The sequence below is a fragment of the Alkalimonas sp. genome, from assembly GCF_020831925.1.
In the GTDB taxonomy this organism is placed as follows: Bacteria; Pseudomonadota; Gammaproteobacteria; order Enterobacterales; family Alteromonadaceae; genus Alkalimonas.
On record NZ_JAFIFQ010000060.1, the window covers coordinates 1 to 16,090 of the forward strand.

Annotated in this window: 10 protein-coding genes; 5 read left to right on the forward strand and 5 right to left on the reverse strand. The window is 51.8% G+C overall.

Features of this window, described 5'->3' with window-relative positions; all coding sequences use genetic code 11:
- Positions 1-49 precede the first annotated feature (49 nt).
- A complete protein-coding gene (locus JJU14_RS14310) occupies positions 50-4,138 on the reverse strand; it encodes an EAL domain-containing protein (RefSeq protein WP_228614368.1) in 4,089 nt (1,362 codons plus the stop codon).
- A 119-nt stretch (positions 4,139-4,257) separates the two neighbouring features.
- Positions 4,258-4,803 (reverse strand): DUF2058 domain-containing protein, encoded by a 546-nt coding sequence (locus JJU14_RS14315; RefSeq protein WP_228614369.1) that lies wholly within the window; start codon positions 4,801-4,803, stop codon positions 4,258-4,260.
- A gap of 176 nt (positions 4,804-4,979) precedes the next feature.
- Between JJU14_RS14315 and JJU14_RS14320 the strand changes: the two genes are divergently transcribed.
- On the forward strand, positions 4,980-5,696 hold the full coding sequence (locus JJU14_RS14320) for a transporter substrate-binding domain-containing protein (RefSeq protein WP_228614370.1): 717 nt from the start codon (positions 4,980-4,982) through the stop codon (positions 5,694-5,696).
- A gap of 10 nt (positions 5,697-5,706) precedes the next feature.
- Here the strand turns inward: JJU14_RS14320 and gdhA are convergent, their stop codons facing one another.
- A complete protein-coding gene (gdhA, locus tag JJU14_RS14325; RefSeq protein ID WP_228614371.1) occupies positions 5,707-7,059 on the reverse strand; it encodes an NADP-specific glutamate dehydrogenase in 1,353 nt (450 codons plus the stop codon).
- Between the two features lie 155 nt (positions 7,060-7,214).
- Here gdhA and JJU14_RS14330 point away from each other — a divergent pair, with 155 nt between their 5' ends.
- Positions 7,215-8,474 carry a glycosyltransferase gene (locus JJU14_RS14330; RefSeq protein ID WP_228614373.1) on the forward strand — a complete coding sequence of 420 codons (1,260 nt, stop codon included), beginning with the start codon at positions 7,215-7,217 and terminating at the stop codon, positions 8,472-8,474.
- A gap of 28 nt (positions 8,475-8,502) precedes the next feature.
- On the opposite strand, the gene JJU14_RS14335 is transcribed toward JJU14_RS14330, so the two are convergent.
- On the reverse strand, positions 8,503-9,435 hold the full coding sequence (locus tag JJU14_RS14335) for a PfkB family carbohydrate kinase (RefSeq protein WP_228614375.1): 933 nt from the start codon (positions 9,433-9,435) through the stop codon (positions 8,503-8,505).
- A gap of 94 nt (positions 9,436-9,529) precedes the next feature.
- Here JJU14_RS14335 and JJU14_RS14340 point away from each other — a divergent pair, with 94 nt between their 5' ends.
- Complete coding sequence (locus JJU14_RS14340; protein WP_228614377.1) at positions 9,530-10,549, forward strand: LacI family DNA-binding transcriptional regulator; 1,020 nt, start codon at positions 9,530-9,532, stop codon at positions 10,547-10,549.
- Positions 10,550-10,582: 33 nt separating this feature from the next.
- Here the strand turns inward: JJU14_RS14340 and gtfA are convergent, their stop codons facing one another.
- The gene (gene gtfA, locus JJU14_RS14345; RefSeq protein WP_228614378.1) at positions 10,583-12,073 is read right to left on the reverse strand and encodes a sucrose phosphorylase; all 1,491 of its coding nucleotides are present in this window, start codon (positions 12,071-12,073) and stop codon (positions 10,583-10,585) included.
- Between the two features lie 233 nt (positions 12,074-12,306).
- On the opposite strand from gtfA, the gene JJU14_RS14350 reads away from it, so the two are divergent.
- Both JJU14_RS14350 and JJU14_RS14355 read left to right on the forward strand, forming a co-directional pair.
- Positions 12,307-13,557 carry an MFS transporter gene (locus JJU14_RS14350; RefSeq protein ID WP_228614379.1) on the forward strand — a complete coding sequence of 417 codons (1,251 nt, stop codon included), beginning with the start codon at positions 12,307-12,309 and terminating at the stop codon, positions 13,555-13,557.
- Between the two features lie 81 nt (positions 13,558-13,638).
- Positions 13,639-16,044: a TonB-dependent receptor gene (locus tag JJU14_RS14355; protein WP_228614380.1), complete on the forward strand. Its 2,406-nt coding sequence runs from the start codon at positions 13,639-13,641 to the stop codon at positions 16,042-16,044.
- Positions 16,045-16,090 lie beyond the last annotated feature (46 nt).

The window sequence follows — 16,090 nt, forward strand, 5'->3', positions numbered from 1 at the left end:
GTCATCTCTTTTTTGCATAGTTTATCGAAATGACACAGAATTCTGAACACTACCGCAAAAACTGCTCTAAGCGCTCTTTGGGCAAAGGCGGGGAGTACCAATAGCCCTGGATAAAGTAGCAGCCTTGTTGTTGCAAATAACTCAGCTGATACTCGGTTTCAACCCCTTCTGCAATGCAGGGTAGCTGCATATTTCGGGCCAAGGCAATGATGGTATTTAAAATGGCATTCTGGCTGTTTTCCTGCACATCCGACACAAAACTACGATCAATTTTAATCAGATCAATAGGGAAGTCTTTTAAGTAGGTCAACGATGAGTAACCGGTACCAAAATCATCCAGATACAGCTGAATCCCCATTTGCTTTAAGCGTTGCATATTATCGATGGCCTGCCGCCGGTTTTTCATCAGCGAAGACTCGGTGATTTCCAGTCGTAGCATGGCCGGATCGATCGCTTGTTGCTGAATAAGTTCTTGCAACCTACTGGCCAATAGTTCTGAACTAAGCTGACTAGCCGATAAATTCACCGACAAATACAAGGCAAACCCCATCTGATGCCAGCGCTGCAAATCATGCAGTGCCCTTTGCACTGAGCCCCAGGTAAGCTCTGCCATTAAATCCAGTTCTTCAGCCATGGGGATAAATTGATCTGGCGGCACCATGCGGCCTTGATTGTTCCAGCGCAGCAATAACTCCACACCAACGGTTTTTTGCTGCTGGCTATCGACAATGGGCTGATAATAGTTTTGAAGCTCTTGGCGCTGAATCGCCTGCTTTAACTGGTACTCCAGCTGCATTTTTAGTTTGGTTCGCTCCGGCATGGTTTGTTCAAAGATGGCATAGTCCATTTCACCATGCCGCTTTGCGTACGCCATGGCGATGTCGGCAAATTTCAGCAGTTCGTAGCTGTCGGTACCGTGTTGTGGATAACAGGAAATGCCAATGGAGCAGCTGATGCTGACCAGCTGTTGATCCAACATCAAAGGTTTGGCAATTAAACTGTGCAGCGCATCCGATTTTTGCGCAATGTGGACCTGACTGCCAGAGAGCATCACATAGACAAACTCGTCACTACCAAGGTGGGCCAAAATCTCCCCCGGCAGTAACTGACTCTGTAATCGGGCGGCAATCACCTGCAACAAGGTGTTACCGTGCTCATGGCCCATGCTGTCATTGATGTGTTTAAAGCGGTCCAGGTCGATAAAAAGCAGACTAAAGCCTGATTGGGGTGAGCTTTGCAGCAGGGAGTCAATTTGTTGCAGCAGATAGCTACGGTTGGGCAACTGAGTCAGGCTATCGAAGTGAATCAATTGCTCCAGCTCTTGCTCGGTTAGTTTTTGCGCCGTTATGTTGGTGTAAATGCCGGACACTGCCAACAGCTCCGGCCCACGTTGAGTGACCCGGCCAATGTCTTTGAACCAGTGCCATTTTTGCTCGGCATCCTGCACCCGGTACACTTGCTGGAAATGATCGTTGAGGCCATCGCTGAGCTCTTTCCAGCCATGCAGGTAATCTGCTTTATCGTCCGGATGAATATGCGCTACATAGCTTTCAAAGGATTGCCGGGCGCTCGGGGGCAGAGCCAATAGTTGTTGGCGCTTAGGGTGCTGCAAGTTGTTGTCGGTCGCACTCCAACTCCAAACATCACTATCGGCGATATCCAACGCTAATTGCAGACGCTCTTTGGACTGTTGCAGTGCCTTGTTTTGCTGAATTAAGCGATGTTTTTGTTGTTGTCGCCAATGCAGCCAAAATACCAGCATAGCAAGCAGCAGAGCCAGGTACAGCAAACGTGCCTGAGGGCTGGTCCAGGGTGCATAAGCGACGTTCAGTGAGAGGACAGCCGCAGCGCTCTGTTGTTCCGTGATGGGATCAAAAGCCGTCACGATCAGTTGGTAGTTGCCAGGCAGCAACTGGGGCAACAGCAGGTAGGGATCTTTGCTGGTAAACGGCGGGATCCGACTGGGACCAGCCAGTTCAATATGGTAACTGGTATCTGTTTGCTGGCGATAACTGAAGGTGGATAAATGAATTTGTACGCCATAATCATCGTGCTGCAATGCAAGCTCATACTGTTGTACCGGAGTTAGCAAAGGGGGCAGTTCTCTGGAAAATAAACTTAGGTGAGAAAAGTACAGCTGTGGCGGCTGTATTTGTTTCGGGTTAAGCTGACTTGGATCAAACCAGACCAAGCCTTTGACGCCACCAAACGCCAGCCGCCCGTCGGGTAACTGGGTACTACTCAATCCATTAAACTCGTTGAAACCAAGGCCTTGTTGGCTGGTAAACTGCCGAAAGTGGCCAAGCTCTGGATTAAAGCGCCATAAGCCGGAATGACTACTCATCCATAACATGCCTTCTTTATCCAGTTGCAACTGATACAGGATACTGGTGGGTAGCGCATTACTGCCAAACAAGGTTTGTCTGGTTTGGTAATTGTGTTTGTCGAGCTCCACCAGGCCAAGGCCATGGAACAAAATCCAGATGCTGTCATTGCGTACCTGAATGCCTTCGACATAAGCCGTGCTTTGTTGATGACCTTTTGGTAACTGATAGAAGGGTTCAACTGCCAGCGAGCGCCTATCGATAGACCAGATGGTAAAGTTGTCATAAAACAACATTTGCTCGGGATCGAGCGGGTGTACGCCAACCCAGTGACTTGCCCAGTCGCCAGCAAAGCGTTGCTCCAGCTCATGCAGTTGGGTCACATCCAGCTCTGAACCAATACGAAACAATCCAGCCTGGTTGTGAACGAATAGTTCAGCTTGGGGACTTAGTTTCATACTAAAAGGTAGTTGTGAGAGGACCTGCTGGGTTGCATCAGGTAGCGCAAGCATTTGCTTATGCTTGCGGCTAAATAATGAGATCCCCTCCAGGTGCATTAACCAAAGCGCATCAGAATCGATTGGCGCCTGCAGGTTGTAAAAAGTAGATGCAGATTCTATGGCTTTATCGTCTGGGTTTACGAAATACCATTCCAGTTCATTGGTGCTAAGGTCTAACCGGTTTAAACCATTTTGACTGCCAATCCAAAGTGCATCAGTATCTGCATGCAAAGCGTAGATGAGCGGATGGCTTAAACGCTTTTGTTGCGCCGTATTTTCGATGGTGCGAAACGGCGAATCACCATATTGCCAGTAATAAACACCATCACCCCTGGTTGCTAGCCAAAAATTATCATGCTTATCCCGAATGAAGTCTGTGATGCTGTTGTCGAAATAGCCAAAGCGGGTTTGGCCAGGTTGAAACAGTACCTGCAGTTGATGGCTTGTGGCATCGAATCTTTTCAAACCATGGTTGGTGCCAAGCAATAATTGCTGATTTTCGGGTTGGATGCGCCAGATATTGTGGTCTGCTAATAGCGTTTGTGCCCTGATGACGTGACGCAACTCCGTTGCAGGTAAGGTGCTGAACTGCTTGGTATCAATGGCATAGAGACCTTGAACTGTACCAATATAGAGTTGCTCGTTGTCATAGGCCAAGGCTTTACTATCCAATTGATCGCGCGCAGGCTCGGCCAGGTAGTAAAGTTGCCAGCTGTGGCTCTGCTCCTGGTCATGCAGCCATAGCCCCTGACTGGTAGCAATCACCAGGTATTGGTTAAATGACAGCACATCGCGGATAAAGTGGCGATGAATATCGATGCTGGGCAGGGTAAAGAGCACGTGTTGCTGACCATCTTGCAGGGTGAACACCCGGGTGGAGTCGGCGTACAGTGCCTGGCCATCCTTGTTTTGGCGGATTAGATACACCAGCTCTTCGCTGTAATCCGTTAATTCACTACCTGGTTGTTGCAACATTCTGCTGGTACCGGTGCGAAGATCCAAGTCGACCAAGCCTTGACTGGTGGCAAGGTGCAGCTGGTGCGTATTCAGCCGGTGCATATCATAAATGACAGTGTTGGCAGGTAAATACTCCGACAATACCGGACGACTCTGATAGCCATCAAAACGATCTAAACCGCCATCGGTAGCCAGCCAAAGTTGGTGAGCAGCATCCAAATGCAGGCGGTTGACATGGCCTTGGCTCAGGCCATTTTCAGGAGACAGCCGAAATGCATCTTGCATCTTTGCCATCAGGCAAAACGGTAAGAGCAGCAGTACTGTTAAGGTCAAACAACGACCTAAGGATCGGCTCATTCAGTATCCAACCAATAACCCAAGCTTACGTTTATAAATTCTAATGTGGGCCAAAAATAACGCAATTGCAAGTGACCGCCGCGCCAGGACCCGTTTTTCATCGGCGTGTGGTTAAGTCACTACCACATCAAATCATCCGGGATTGGAAAGTCTTTGTACGGATCGTCTTCGTCTGGTTGCTGCTGGCTTTCATCTGCCAGATAGATCAGCGACTCGGCAAAGCGCTCAGCGACTTTTTCCGCCACATGGCGCGGTACTACAAAGTAATCCTCTTCATAAGCACAAATAGCGAGCTTAGCCGAGCTTAAGTGTTGCTGTACTTTATCGCTGACAAACAAAAATTTGATCTTATTGTTGCGTGGATCGGTAAAGTTAAAACGGATTTCACCATCGACGGGCTGTTTGTTGTGTTGCAGCATTTGCAGCGCTTGAGCTCGCATGGCTTTGGCATCCTGCTCGGCTTTGCGCTGGCGGTTTAATGCGCGATCACGATCAGCAGCTTCAGCACGCTGCTGATCCAGCCTTGCTTGCTGTTCTGCATTGGGTTTGGTTTTGCCCTTCGGGTCTTGTTTACGCTCCAGATGTTTTTGTCGTTTCACCTGTTTTACTTTCTTTTCGTTCACCAGACCAGCGCTTAGCAATTGTTCTGCCAAAGACTTTGCCATCCAACTTTTCTCATATCCGTCAAAATTAATAGACATTGTACGTGCTTCAACGGCTGCGCTCAATGTTGATTTCGTGACAGGGTTGGATGGAAAGTGGTTACAATTAGGCTACACTGAGCAAGGTAACCGAGCGTTGATGGCCGCGCACAACGAATGGATAAACAATGGTTTCAGGAATGAAATGGCACAAGCGATGCAGCTACCGTCTTCTTTTTTTGGGGGTAGGCCTGTTACTACTTCAGAGCAAAGCCATCGCTCAGGCGCCTTTGCACTGGGGTTTTGTGCATTTTCCTCCTTTTTACTTCCAGACCGAAGATGGCAAAGCTGCCGGCCAACTGGCCGATTTTGTAGCTGAATTGATGGCTGAGCTGGAGCGAGACTACACCTTTGAGCAATACCCCAATCGGCGCATGATCCATTTATTGAATGAAGGTGCTTTGGATTTTGCGCTGGTGATGACCTCGGTGCTCAAAGATCATAGTTTGTATCGGATCAGTCAGCGGCCGATCACCAGTATGCAGCTAAGTGCCTTTTGGTTGGGCGAGCGTTCAGAGGTTGAGCGTGTGGGCGATCTGTTTGGCAGCCGGGTGATACTGATGAGCGGCTTTAGCTATGGTGGCATGCGCTTTATGCTGGAGCCAGGCTATGGTGTGGTTCGCGAAGTGGTGGAAGTAAATGAGCATGCGCTTGGTATTGAGGCATTGCGGCTGAATCGCGGTGATTATTTACTGAATTACAAAGAAACCGCTACTTTACAGTCGGCAGTAGATGATGTGGCAGATATCCACCACAGTGTTTTGAAAACCATTGATGTGTACTTTTTGCTCAGAGCCGACCTGCCCGATAGTGAAGCGCTGATGCAGCAAATCGACCAATTCCTTAGCCAGCAATAAAAAGCAAGCCCTAGACCACCCCTTGCTCAATCATCGCATCGGCCAGTCGCCGAAAGCCTGCTATATTGGCCCCTAGCAAGAGATTTCCGGGCTGATGAAACTCAGCCGCGGCTTCATGGCTGCGTGTGTAGATGCCGCACATAATGTCTTTGAGCTTTTGATCGACCTCGTCGGCGCTCCAGCGCTGCATGCTGGCATTTTGTGCCATTTCCAGCTGACTGGTGGCCACACCACCGGCATTCGCTGCCTTGCCTGGGGCAAACAGGCGGCCGGCGCGCACAATCTGCTGCACGGCTTTACTGGTACAGGGCATATTGGCGCCTTCAACCACAGCCTGGCAGCCATTATCCAGCAAAGCTTTGGCATCTGTTTCCGTCAGTTCATTTTGGGTGGCGCAGGGAAAAGCAAGGTCGCCCTGCAAATGCCAAATGGCATGACCATCTTTGGGGTTATCTTCTTTGGCGATAAAGCGCGCTTTGCGGTGCTCAGACAGATAGTCCTGCAAGTGGCCATCACTTTGGGATTTTAGCTGGCGCAGGCAGTCCAGATCGATGCCATCGGCATGATACAAAGTGCCGCTGGAGTCGCTGCAACTCACCGGGATAGCACCTAATTGGTACAGCTTTTCAATGGTATGAAGCGCCACATTGCCAGCACCGGAAACCAGACAGGTCTTGCCATCCAGACCGCTGTTTTGGTCTTCCAGCATGTAGTTGGCAAAATAAGCACAGCCATACCCTGTGGCCTCGGTACGAAGCTGAGAACCGCCGTTGTTCAGGCTTTTGCCGGTAATCACCCCATCGTAGCGATTGACCAGTTTTTTGTACTGGCCAAACAAGTAACCCACTTCGCGGCTGCCAACGCCAATATCGCCGGCTGGCACATCGGTGGTTGGGCCTATATGGCGGTACAGCTCGTTCATAAAAGCCTGGCAAAACCGCATGATTTCACCATCTGACTTGCCTTTGGGATTAAAGTTAGCGCCGCCTTTGCCGCCGCCCAAGGGCAAGCCAGTCAGGGCGTTTTTAAACACCTGCTCAAAGCCGAGGAACTTGATAATGCTGGCATTGACACTGGGATGAAAGCGCAGGCCGCCTTTGTAGGGGCCCAGGGTGGAACTAAACTCAACCCGATAGCCTTTGTTCACCTGAACCTGGCCTTTATCATCCACCCAGCAAATGCGAAACATGATTTGTCGCTCGGGCTCAACCATGCGTTCGATGATGGCATGGCGATGATAGCGCTCATATTTTTCCAACAAGGGATCCAGCGATTGCAGCACTTCTTCTACCGCCTGATAAAACTCAGTCTGTGCTGGACTGCTGCGCTGCAGCCGCTCCATAGTGGCATGAATATAAGTCATAGCTAGCTCCCGTGCTGAATACCTTATACTGCAGGGTAGATACAATAAGATCAAATGATCTTAAGCAATAAGTGATTGAACGCCTTGCAACTTTGGCTAAAGCCTATCAAGCTGTGCAGTTCAGACTCAGGTGTTAACTAAAAAAGCTCAATGAAATGAACGAACCCTTACTTATTGTGATTGGCTATGTTTGGCCTGAGCCCAATTCATCGGCTGCCGGCAGCCGGATGCTTAGCCTGATCCGTCTCTACCGCCAGCACGGCTGGCAGGTGATTTTTGCCAGTTCGGCGGAAAAAAGCCCGCACCGCTTTGATTTAAACGAGCTTGGTGTAGCTGAACAGTTGATTGTGCTCAACGACAACAGTTTTGACGCCTGGATAGCCCAGTTGCAGCCGACGGCTGTGTTGTTTGACCGTTTTATGCTGGAAGAGCAATTCGGCTGGCGGGTAGAGCAGGCATGCCCCGATGCGATGCGTATTCTGGATATGGAAGATGTGCATGCGCTGCGTGATGCCCGTCAGCGTGCTTTTAAAGATGGTAGCAGCGATACCCGTTATCCCGCGCCAGGGTATTTAAATTCGGAGCTGGCGCTGCGCGAAATCGCTGCTATCTATCGCTGTGATCTGACCCTGGTGATTTCCGAGTTTGAAATGCAATTGCTGCAACATCACTATCAGGTACCTCTGGAATTGCTCTGCTACTGCCCCTTACTGCAATGGCAAGCTCTGGAGCCGAGTAACTACAGCTTTGCTGAGCGGCAGCACTTTATTGCTATTGGCAATTTTCGTCATGCCCCCAACTGGCAGTCGGTGCTCTGGCTGCGTGAGCTCTGGCCGGCTATCCGGGCGCAGTTGCCGGCAGCTGAACTGCATATCTACGGTGCTTATCCACCGCCTAAAGCCACGGCATTGCATCAGCCAAAAGTTGGTTTTCACATCAAAGGTTGGGCCGACGATGTGGCACAGGTGATGCAGCAGGCCAGGGTGTGTCTGGCGCCATTGGCATTTGGTGCGGGTTTAAAAGGCAAGCTGTTCGATGCCATGGTGCAGGGTACCCCCAGTGTGACCACCCCAATAGGAGCAGAAGGCATGCATGGCGATTTGCCCTGGCCTGGTAAGATTGCCGGTGAGGCAGACCAGCTGATAGCCGCAGCCATTGAACTGTATCAAAACGAGTTGCTCTGGTCAGAGGCACAGGCCAATGGCTATCGCTGTGTGCAGCAGCGCTTTTTAGCCAGCCAATGGTTGCCCGTGCTCTGGTCGCAACTGGAGCAGGTCCGGCTGCAACTGACGGATTTTAGGCAGCGCAATTTTACCGGCCAGATGCTGCGCCATCATGCTTATCGCAGCACCAAGTTTATGGGGCAGTGGATTGAAGCAAAAACGCGGTTGCAGCAGTTCACTGAAAAAAGTTAGCTGTATTGGATTTCACCAGACAGCCGTTTCAAGTGCGTTGCAGTGCCCGATCCAGCGTTTCTTTATCTGGTGGCTGACAACCGGGCTGGCTGATATTAAGGCTGGCCGCCAGCATGGCGCGCCGCAGGCAGTGGCCCAGCGTTTCTGAACTAAGCTTGGTGGGGCCTGGCAAATTCAAATGCAGCAGGGCGGCCAGCAAATTGGCCCAAAAGGTATCGCCAGCGCCAACGGTATCGACAAAGGGCTCGGCTTTAATCACCGCTTGCTGCAGTTGGTGTTGCTGCCAGTAAAGGCGGGCACCTTGCTCACCTTCGGTCAGCGCCAGCAGTGCGTCCGGTGCCAGCTGTTGCAACCTGGCCACAGCCTGGTTGGTGGAAAGCTCGGGCCAGAGCAGTTGCACATCTTCATCACTGGCTTTGATAAACTGGCTTTGGCGGATGACCTGCTGCAACAACTGCCGGTATTTTTCAGCATCAGAGACGGCATTCAAGCGCACATTGATATCAATGGCCAGTTGCACACCACGATTTTTTGCCTTGGCGATCACCGCCGCAATGCGCGGGCCATCCTCGGGTTCAAATGCCAGCGAGCCCAGATGCAGCAGGCGGCACTGGTCGGGCAGCGCCGAAACCTGGGTTGCGGCATTGATATCGCGATCGGCTATCCCCTGGCGGTACAGGCTGTAGTGCGGCTGTTGCTGCTGATCAAACCGAACCAATGCCAGCGAACTGGGTTGCTGACTGAAAAAAGACAGGCCATACTGAGCCCCATTGCTTTGCAAATAAGCGGCAAATTGTTGACCAAAGCCATCTTGCGACAAGGGGCTTAAATAACGAACAGCGATGCCTTGCCGGGCAGCTGCTATGGCGACATTAAAGGGCGAACCGCCAAGAACTGGTCGGTACAAGCCGTTTTCGCCGGGTAGCAAATCAACCACATGTTCTCCAATCACGGCAAGCATAGCGACTCCTGTGTCAGGATGAAAAAGTTAAGCAAATTGCACCGAAATCATATATCTTAATGCATTAAGATGGTAGCTAAAATTGACTGGAATGATGAGTAAACCAACCCTGAAAAGTGTCGCCAAAGCCCTTGGTGTCTCTACCGCCACCATTTCCAATGCTTTTAACCGACCGGATCAGTTATCGGTGGCACTGCGGGAAAAAGTCCTGAGTGCCTGTGCCGAGCTTGGCTACGATGGCCCGAACAAGGCGGCGCAATCGCTGCGTAAAGGCAGCTCCGGCATTGTCGCCGTGATCCTGTCGGACTCGCTGGAATACATGGTGAGCGATCCGGTGGCCAGTCAGTTCCTGCAGGGGGTAGCCCGTGAGCTGGAGCGCCAGCAAAAGCACCTGCTGTTGTTTTCCGGTAGCTCGACCAACCTGGATACCATCACCGATTTTGTCGATGGCTTTATTTGTTATGGTGCACCGCGCAACCTGCGGTTAATTGAGCAACTGCGGCAGTGCCCAAAACGGGTGCTGACGGTCGACTTTGATTTGCCAGGCCGGCCCTCGGTCAATATCGACAACGAACAGGCCGCCTATGACAGTGCCATGGCGGTATTAAAGCCAAATGATGTGGTGGCGGTATTGGGGTTGCGCCTGATAGACGCGCTGGATAGCCGGCCGGTGGCCGATGCACCGATGTGGGATAACTTAAGCTCGGTATCGCACCGGCGATTGGACGGTTATCAGCGGGCGATGGGTGAACTGGGTTTAACATTGGCTGACGATGCGCTCTGGCATATCCCGGAAAGCAATCAACACTTTGCTGAAGTGGCTGCCAAAGCAGTATTAAGCCAGTCGCCACGACCAACGGTGCTGCTGTGCATGAGTGATTTGATTGGGCTGAGTGCCATGCGGGTCGCGTTGCAACTGGGGGTGCAGATCCCAGAGCAACTACGGGTGGTGGGCTTTGATGGCATTGAAGAGACGTTGCGCTATCACCCAACATTGAGCTCAGTCTGGCAATTTAGCGATAAAAAAGGCGAAGCTGCTGCCCGCGCTTTTCAAAGCGGCCAGGATGACAACCAACTGCTGCCTTATGAACTTAGGTTGGGCGAAAGCAGCTGACAGAGAAAGCCAGCTGCTTCGGGCAACCGGAACTTAATCAGCCAGCAGGCTGCTAAGCGTCTGTTGTTGCTGGGCTTCTCCGCTGTGTTGCCAGATCAGTTCGGCCGATAAATCACTCAGTTGGATCTGCAGGCTGGCGCTATGGCCCTGATGCTGCCAGTGCAGCTGATACTGGCCGTCGGTCAGGCTTTGGCTAAAGTGACCATCAAAAGCCTGTAGACTTCGGCGCAGTTTGATCAGCTGGCACAGTGCTTTCACCACCGGTTTTTGCAGCGCCTGGCGCACTGTATCCACCGTGTAATAGGGGCGGTTGATATCGCGGCCAACCTGAGTTCGCTTAAGTAAGTCGACATCATTCTCAGCGGCCAACAGGCCCCCGTAGTAAATTTGGCAAATGCCCGGGCAAAACAACTGAATGGCCCGCGCCAGCAGGTAGTGCTCATCGTGCTGCGCCAGTGCATCGTAGAAACTGCAGTTCACCTGGTACAAATCGACGTTATTGGCGGCGCTGCCGGTCGCCAGTTTGGAGCTGCCGCCACTGTTGTGGTGAATTTGTTCAACCAGCGCATCCAGCTCAGGATCGGTCAGCAGGCCGGGTTGGCCCTGATGATCGGCCGCATCGACAATGCCAATACCATCATGGGTATCGAGCACGGTGATGCAGTTCCGTGGCGCTATATCCAGCCAGTGTTTCAATGCTTTGGCATCACGGGTAAATAAGGTATGCAGTACCAGTGGCGGCAGCGCAAAGTCGTACACCAGATCGCAGCGCTTGGCGATGTCGATTTGGGTTTGATGATAACCATGGATCTCGACCAGCGACTGCATGCCAAGGGCTTTGGCCTTAGCGCTTAGTTCGGCAATAAACTCAAAGGTTTCCGGCAACATAAAGCAGCTGGTACCAGCTTTTTTAATGGCGTAACCGGCGGCATCCAGCCGAATGTAGTTGACGCCATGCTCGGTAAAGCGTTGCAAAATGGCATCCAGATAGGCCTGGCCAGGCTCTGAGTGCACATCGATATCAATCTGATTGGCGGTAAAGGTGGTCCAAAACGGCAGGCTGCGGCCATCTTCAAAGCTTAGCTCAGTAAAGCAGGATGTAGGCCGTGGCCGGTAAATGGCTTGCAATTGCTCAGGGCTTGGCTCTGCGCCAAAGACTTTATCGCGGGTCAGGAACAACGGCCAAAAAGGGGAGGCTTCACCTTTGGCCAGTACATCCTGAAACTGCGCCGATTGTGCCGACATATGATTGACAATCATATCCGCCATAATGCTGTAATGCTGTGCCAGGTCGCCGATGTCCTGCCAGTTACCGAGGCGGCTATCGACAGCGGTGTGATCGGTTGGGTCAAAGCCAGCATCTTCGCCATCAATGGGCGGATAGAAGGGCAGCAGATGCACGCCATCAAATAACCCAGCCAGCTCCTGCTGCAGTAGTTTCTCTAAGTCCTTGATTGTACCGCCACTTAACCGGTCAATGTAGGTGATTAGCTGGATCTGGTTACTGCCATTTGCATTGCTCATTCGAATAAAGCCTAAAAAATAATTTGCATCTTAAACGATTAAGATATAGCTTTATTGGAATGCTTCAGTTTGTCAATACCCGGACAACAATAAAAATGCAGCCAACAAAGTCGATACGGCTTTGTCTTGACTGACATCTGGCCGGACAATAACAAGGCATACCCAATGGATTTCGACATGTGCGCAAATACAAGGCGCATTTTGAAAGACGAAGGGTATAGACAGGGGACAATATGTTAAATTCTAATACCAACGATCCGGTAAGCGGGTCTGTTGCTGTAGGTGTCAGCAGCCAAACCATCCAGCGGCAAGTGCGTTGGATGACCTACCTGATGTTTTTCGTTTTTGCCATGACCACCGATGCGGTGGGCGTGATTATTCCTGAAGTGATGGCCGAGTATCAGCTCTCTATGTTTCAGGCCAGCGCTTTTCATTATGTGCCCATGGTGGCCATTGGCCTGGCCGGTTTACTGCTGGGGCGCCTGGCCGACAAGTTAGGCCGTAAAAAACTGATTATTGCTGGCCTTTGCCTGTACTCGGCATCTTGTTATGCCTTTATTGCCGGCGACAGCGCTTTGTTTTTTATTCTGCTGATGGGGCTTTGCGGCCTGGCGATAGGGGTGTTTAAAACCGCTGCGCTGGCGCTTATCGGGGATATCAGCCCCGATAATTTGAGTCACACCCGCACCATGAATAAAGTCGAAGGCTTTTTTGCTCTGGGTGCTATTGCCGGCCCTGCGCTGGTGACCTTGATGATCGCGGCCTCCATTCACTGGAAACAGCTGTATTTGCTGGCAGGTTTGCTTTGTACCGTGCTGGTGATCATTGCTGCCCGCATGCCGTATCCGCCGTATCAATCCTCGGCCGAGCAGGTGAGTTTGCGCGAGTCGATGAAACTGTTAAAAGATCGCTATGCCATGGGCTTTTCACTGGCCATTGCCTTGTATGTCAGTTGCGAAGTGGCCATTTTCGTCTGGTTACCAACTCTGCTGGCCGATTACGATGGCCGCTGGGGGCTGCTGGCGCTGCATTCCATCACCATCTTCTTTATTCTGCGGGCCTTAGGGCGCTTCCTGGCCAGTGCTATCTTGCATCGTTTTAGCTGGAGCAGTGTGATGGCGGTGTTTACCGGGCTTATTTTCCTTTGTTTTGCCCTCAGCATGCTGGGTGGTCGTGATGTGGCCGTCTGGTTGATGCCTTTATCCGGCCTGTTTATGTCGATGATTTACCCCACGCTCAATTCCAAAGGCATCAGTTGCTTCCCACGGCAGCAGCACGGTGCGGTGGCAGGCTTGATCCTGGCCTTTACGGCGCTGGCAGCTGCGGTGGCTCCGGCCCTGATGGCGCTGCTGGGCGATTTTGCCAACGATGTGGTGGCCGGTTTTTATCTGGCAACGGTGTTTGCGGCCTTACTGGCAGCTTTGATGTTCTACAACTGGCGGGCGCAGCCGGCCAAAGAGCGGCTGGAACAAATGTCTTCCTGACATTTTTTCAGCACAACAAACTTAAACGTTTAAGTCTTTTCATACAATAAAAAAGTGTACAATCAACACGGGAGACAGGCGATGAGATCAGAAAAAATAACCCCTTCGTATCTGGCACTTGCGGTCAGTCTGGCGCTTGGTAGCCAGGCCGTACTGGCAGAGCAGAACGAGAATGAACAGACCGATACCAGCGGTCTTGGTTTTGAGCGTATTGTGGTGACCGGCGCGGTAGCGCGTAACCAGACAGTGATGCAATCCAGCGTCTCGGTCAGCACGCTAACCACCGAAGACATTCAGATATCGGCACCGCGCAGTACTGCAGAAATTTTCCGCATGTTACCGGGCGTACGCAGCGAGTCTACTGGTGGTGATGGCAATGCCAATATTGCGGTGCGGGGTTTGCCGGTGGCGGCCGGTGGCGCTAAGTTTTTAACCTTGCAAGAAGATGGCTTGCCGGTGATGCAGTTTGGCGATATCGCCTTTGGGAATGCCGATATTTTCCTGCGGGCGGATTCCACCATCTCGCGGCTCGATGTCATTCGTGGAGGCTCGGCCAGCACTGCAGCTAGCAATTCACCGGGCGGCATTATCAACTTTGTTAGTAAAACCGGGCTGGAGCCAGGTGGCAGTGTTGCCTTTACTACCGGTCTGAATTACGACAGCTTTCGCACCGACTTTGAGTACGGCGGCGATATCAACAACGACATGCGCTTTCATCTGGGCGGTTTTGTCCGTCAGGGCGAAGGGGTACGCGATCCGGGCTATCAGGGTGAAAAAGGCTATCAACTCAAAGCCAACCTGACCAAAGAGTTCGACACCGGCTATGTTCGCTTGTATGCCAAGCATTTAAACGATCGGGTTGCCAGCTACATGCCGATGCCGATGTTTGCCGATGGCAGCTCCGTACCAGGCTTTGATGCGCGTAAAGATACCTTGCAGTCGGCATACCTGACGCAAACGGTGCGGTTAAATGGCGACAACCAAATCTCCCGTGGTGATGTCCGTAATGGTATGAACCCACAAGTGAACAGCTTTGGTATTGAAGCCGTCTTTGATCTGGACGATGACTGGACGCTGGAAAACCGTTTTCGTATTCATTCCGTCAGCGGTAACTTTATTACCTTGTTCCCAGCCGAAGTGGATAGCACTCAAAGTATCGCCAACAGCATAGCTGGCGAGGATGCCGTGGTGCGCTACGCGGTCGGGCCAAATGTCGGGGAGCGCTTCACTGCAGACAATGCCATGCGCATTCATACCTTTGATGTGGAGCTGAATGACTTTGGTTCCATCGTCAACGATCTGAAGCTGTCGCGGCGTTTTGGTGAAGTGGATGTCACCTTTGGTTACTACATGGCCGATCAGAGCATTCGGATGTCCTGGCTGTGGAACTCCTACCTGATGGCGTTAAAAGGCGACAATGCCGAGCTGTTGGACGTGGTTGCTGCCGACGGTACTGCTTTTTCCGAGCAAGGCTTGCTGGCGTATGGCGTGCCATTTTGGGGCAATTGCTGCCAGCGCAACTACGATACCGATTACACCATCAAAGCGCCGTATCTGACCGCCAGCTGGGCTATGGGCGACTTATCACTGGATGCCAGTGTGCGCCGTGACTTGGGTAAAGCCCGCGGCAGCTATGCCGGTGCGGTGCAGAGCAGCCGTGATATGAACGGTGATGGCATCATCAGCCAGGTTGAGCAAAGTGTCTCGGCCATTGATCTGGCCAACCCCAGCCTGGTGAATTACAGCTGGGGCTACAATTCTTACTCGGTTGGTGCCAACTACCAGCTGGATAACGACTGGGCCTTGTTTGGCCGTATCAGCAAAGGTGGCCGTGCCAATGCCGATCGCTTGTTGTTTGGTAAGGTCAATGCCGATGGCAGTGTGGCCAGAGAAGATGCCATTGATGAAGTCAAACAATACGAGTTTGGCAGCAAAAGCCGTCATGGCAACCTGAGCCTGTTTGCTACCCTGTTCTTTGCGGAAACGGAAGAGCAGAACTTTGAAGCCACCACCCAGTTGTTCTTCGATCGGGTGTACAAAGCCAGGGGCATTGAGCTGGAAAGCAGCTACCGTATCGGCGATTTCGATCTGCGTGGCTCCGTAACCTGGACCGATGCGGAGATCAGCAAAGATGCACTGAATCCGGATGTGGTCGGCAATACACCGCGGCGCCAGGCAGACTTTATTTACAGCCTGATTGCCCGTTACACCTTTGATCAGGCGCAGCTGGGATTAAGCTTGATTGGCACTACCGGCTCTTATGCCCAGGACAACAACGATTTGAAATTCAGTGGTTATACCCAGGTCAATGCCTTTGCCAGTTACGAGCTGGCAACCAATCTGACGCTGTCGCTGAACGTCAATAACCTGTTCGATACCATAGGTATCACTGAAGCCGAGCAGGGCAGTGTGCCAGCCAATGGTATCATCACCGCCCGCAGCATCAATGGCCGCACCGCCTCCTTAGGGCTGCGTTATCAGTTCTGACGGATGGCGTAATTCAGAACGCTGCCATGCAAGGTTGCATGACAGC

What these genes read in the sequence shown, in the direction of transcription:
- JJU14_RS14335 (WP_228614375.1), bottom strand. Translation starts at nt 9,435, where the DNA reads ATGCTTGCCGTGATTGGAGAACATGTGGTTGATTTGCTACCCGGCGAA.
- JJU14_RS14355 (WP_228614380.1), top strand. Translation starts at nt 13,639, where the DNA reads ATGAGATCAGAAAAAATAACCCCTTCGTATCTGGCACTTGCGGTCAGT.
- JJU14_RS14330 (WP_228614373.1), top strand. Translation starts at nt 7,215, where the DNA reads ATGAACGAACCCTTACTTATTGTGATTGGCTATGTTTGGCCTGAGCCC.
- JJU14_RS14350 (WP_228614379.1), top strand. Translation starts at nt 12,307, where the DNA reads ATGTTAAATTCTAATACCAACGATCCGGTAAGCGGGTCTGTTGCTGTA.
- gdhA (WP_228614371.1), bottom strand. Translation starts at nt 7,059, where the DNA reads ATGACTTATATTCATGCCACTATGGAGCGGCTGCAGCGCAGCAGTCCA.
- JJU14_RS14315 (WP_228614369.1), bottom strand. Translation starts at nt 4,803, where the DNA reads ATGGCAAAGTCTTTGGCAGAACAATTGCTAAGCGCTGGTCTGGTGAAC.
- JJU14_RS14340 (WP_228614377.1), top strand. Translation starts at nt 9,530, where the DNA reads ATGAGTAAACCAACCCTGAAAAGTGTCGCCAAAGCCCTTGGTGTCTCT.
- gtfA (WP_228614378.1), bottom strand. Translation starts at nt 12,073, where the DNA reads ATGAGCAATGCAAATGGCAGTAACCAGATCCAGCTAATCACCTACATT.
- JJU14_RS14320 (WP_228614370.1), top strand. Translation starts at nt 4,980, where the DNA reads ATGAAATGGCACAAGCGATGCAGCTACCGTCTTCTTTTTTTGGGGGTA.
- JJU14_RS14310 (WP_228614368.1), bottom strand. Translation starts at nt 4,138, where the DNA reads ATGAGCCGATCCTTAGGTCGTTGTTTGACCTTAACAGTACTGCTGCTC.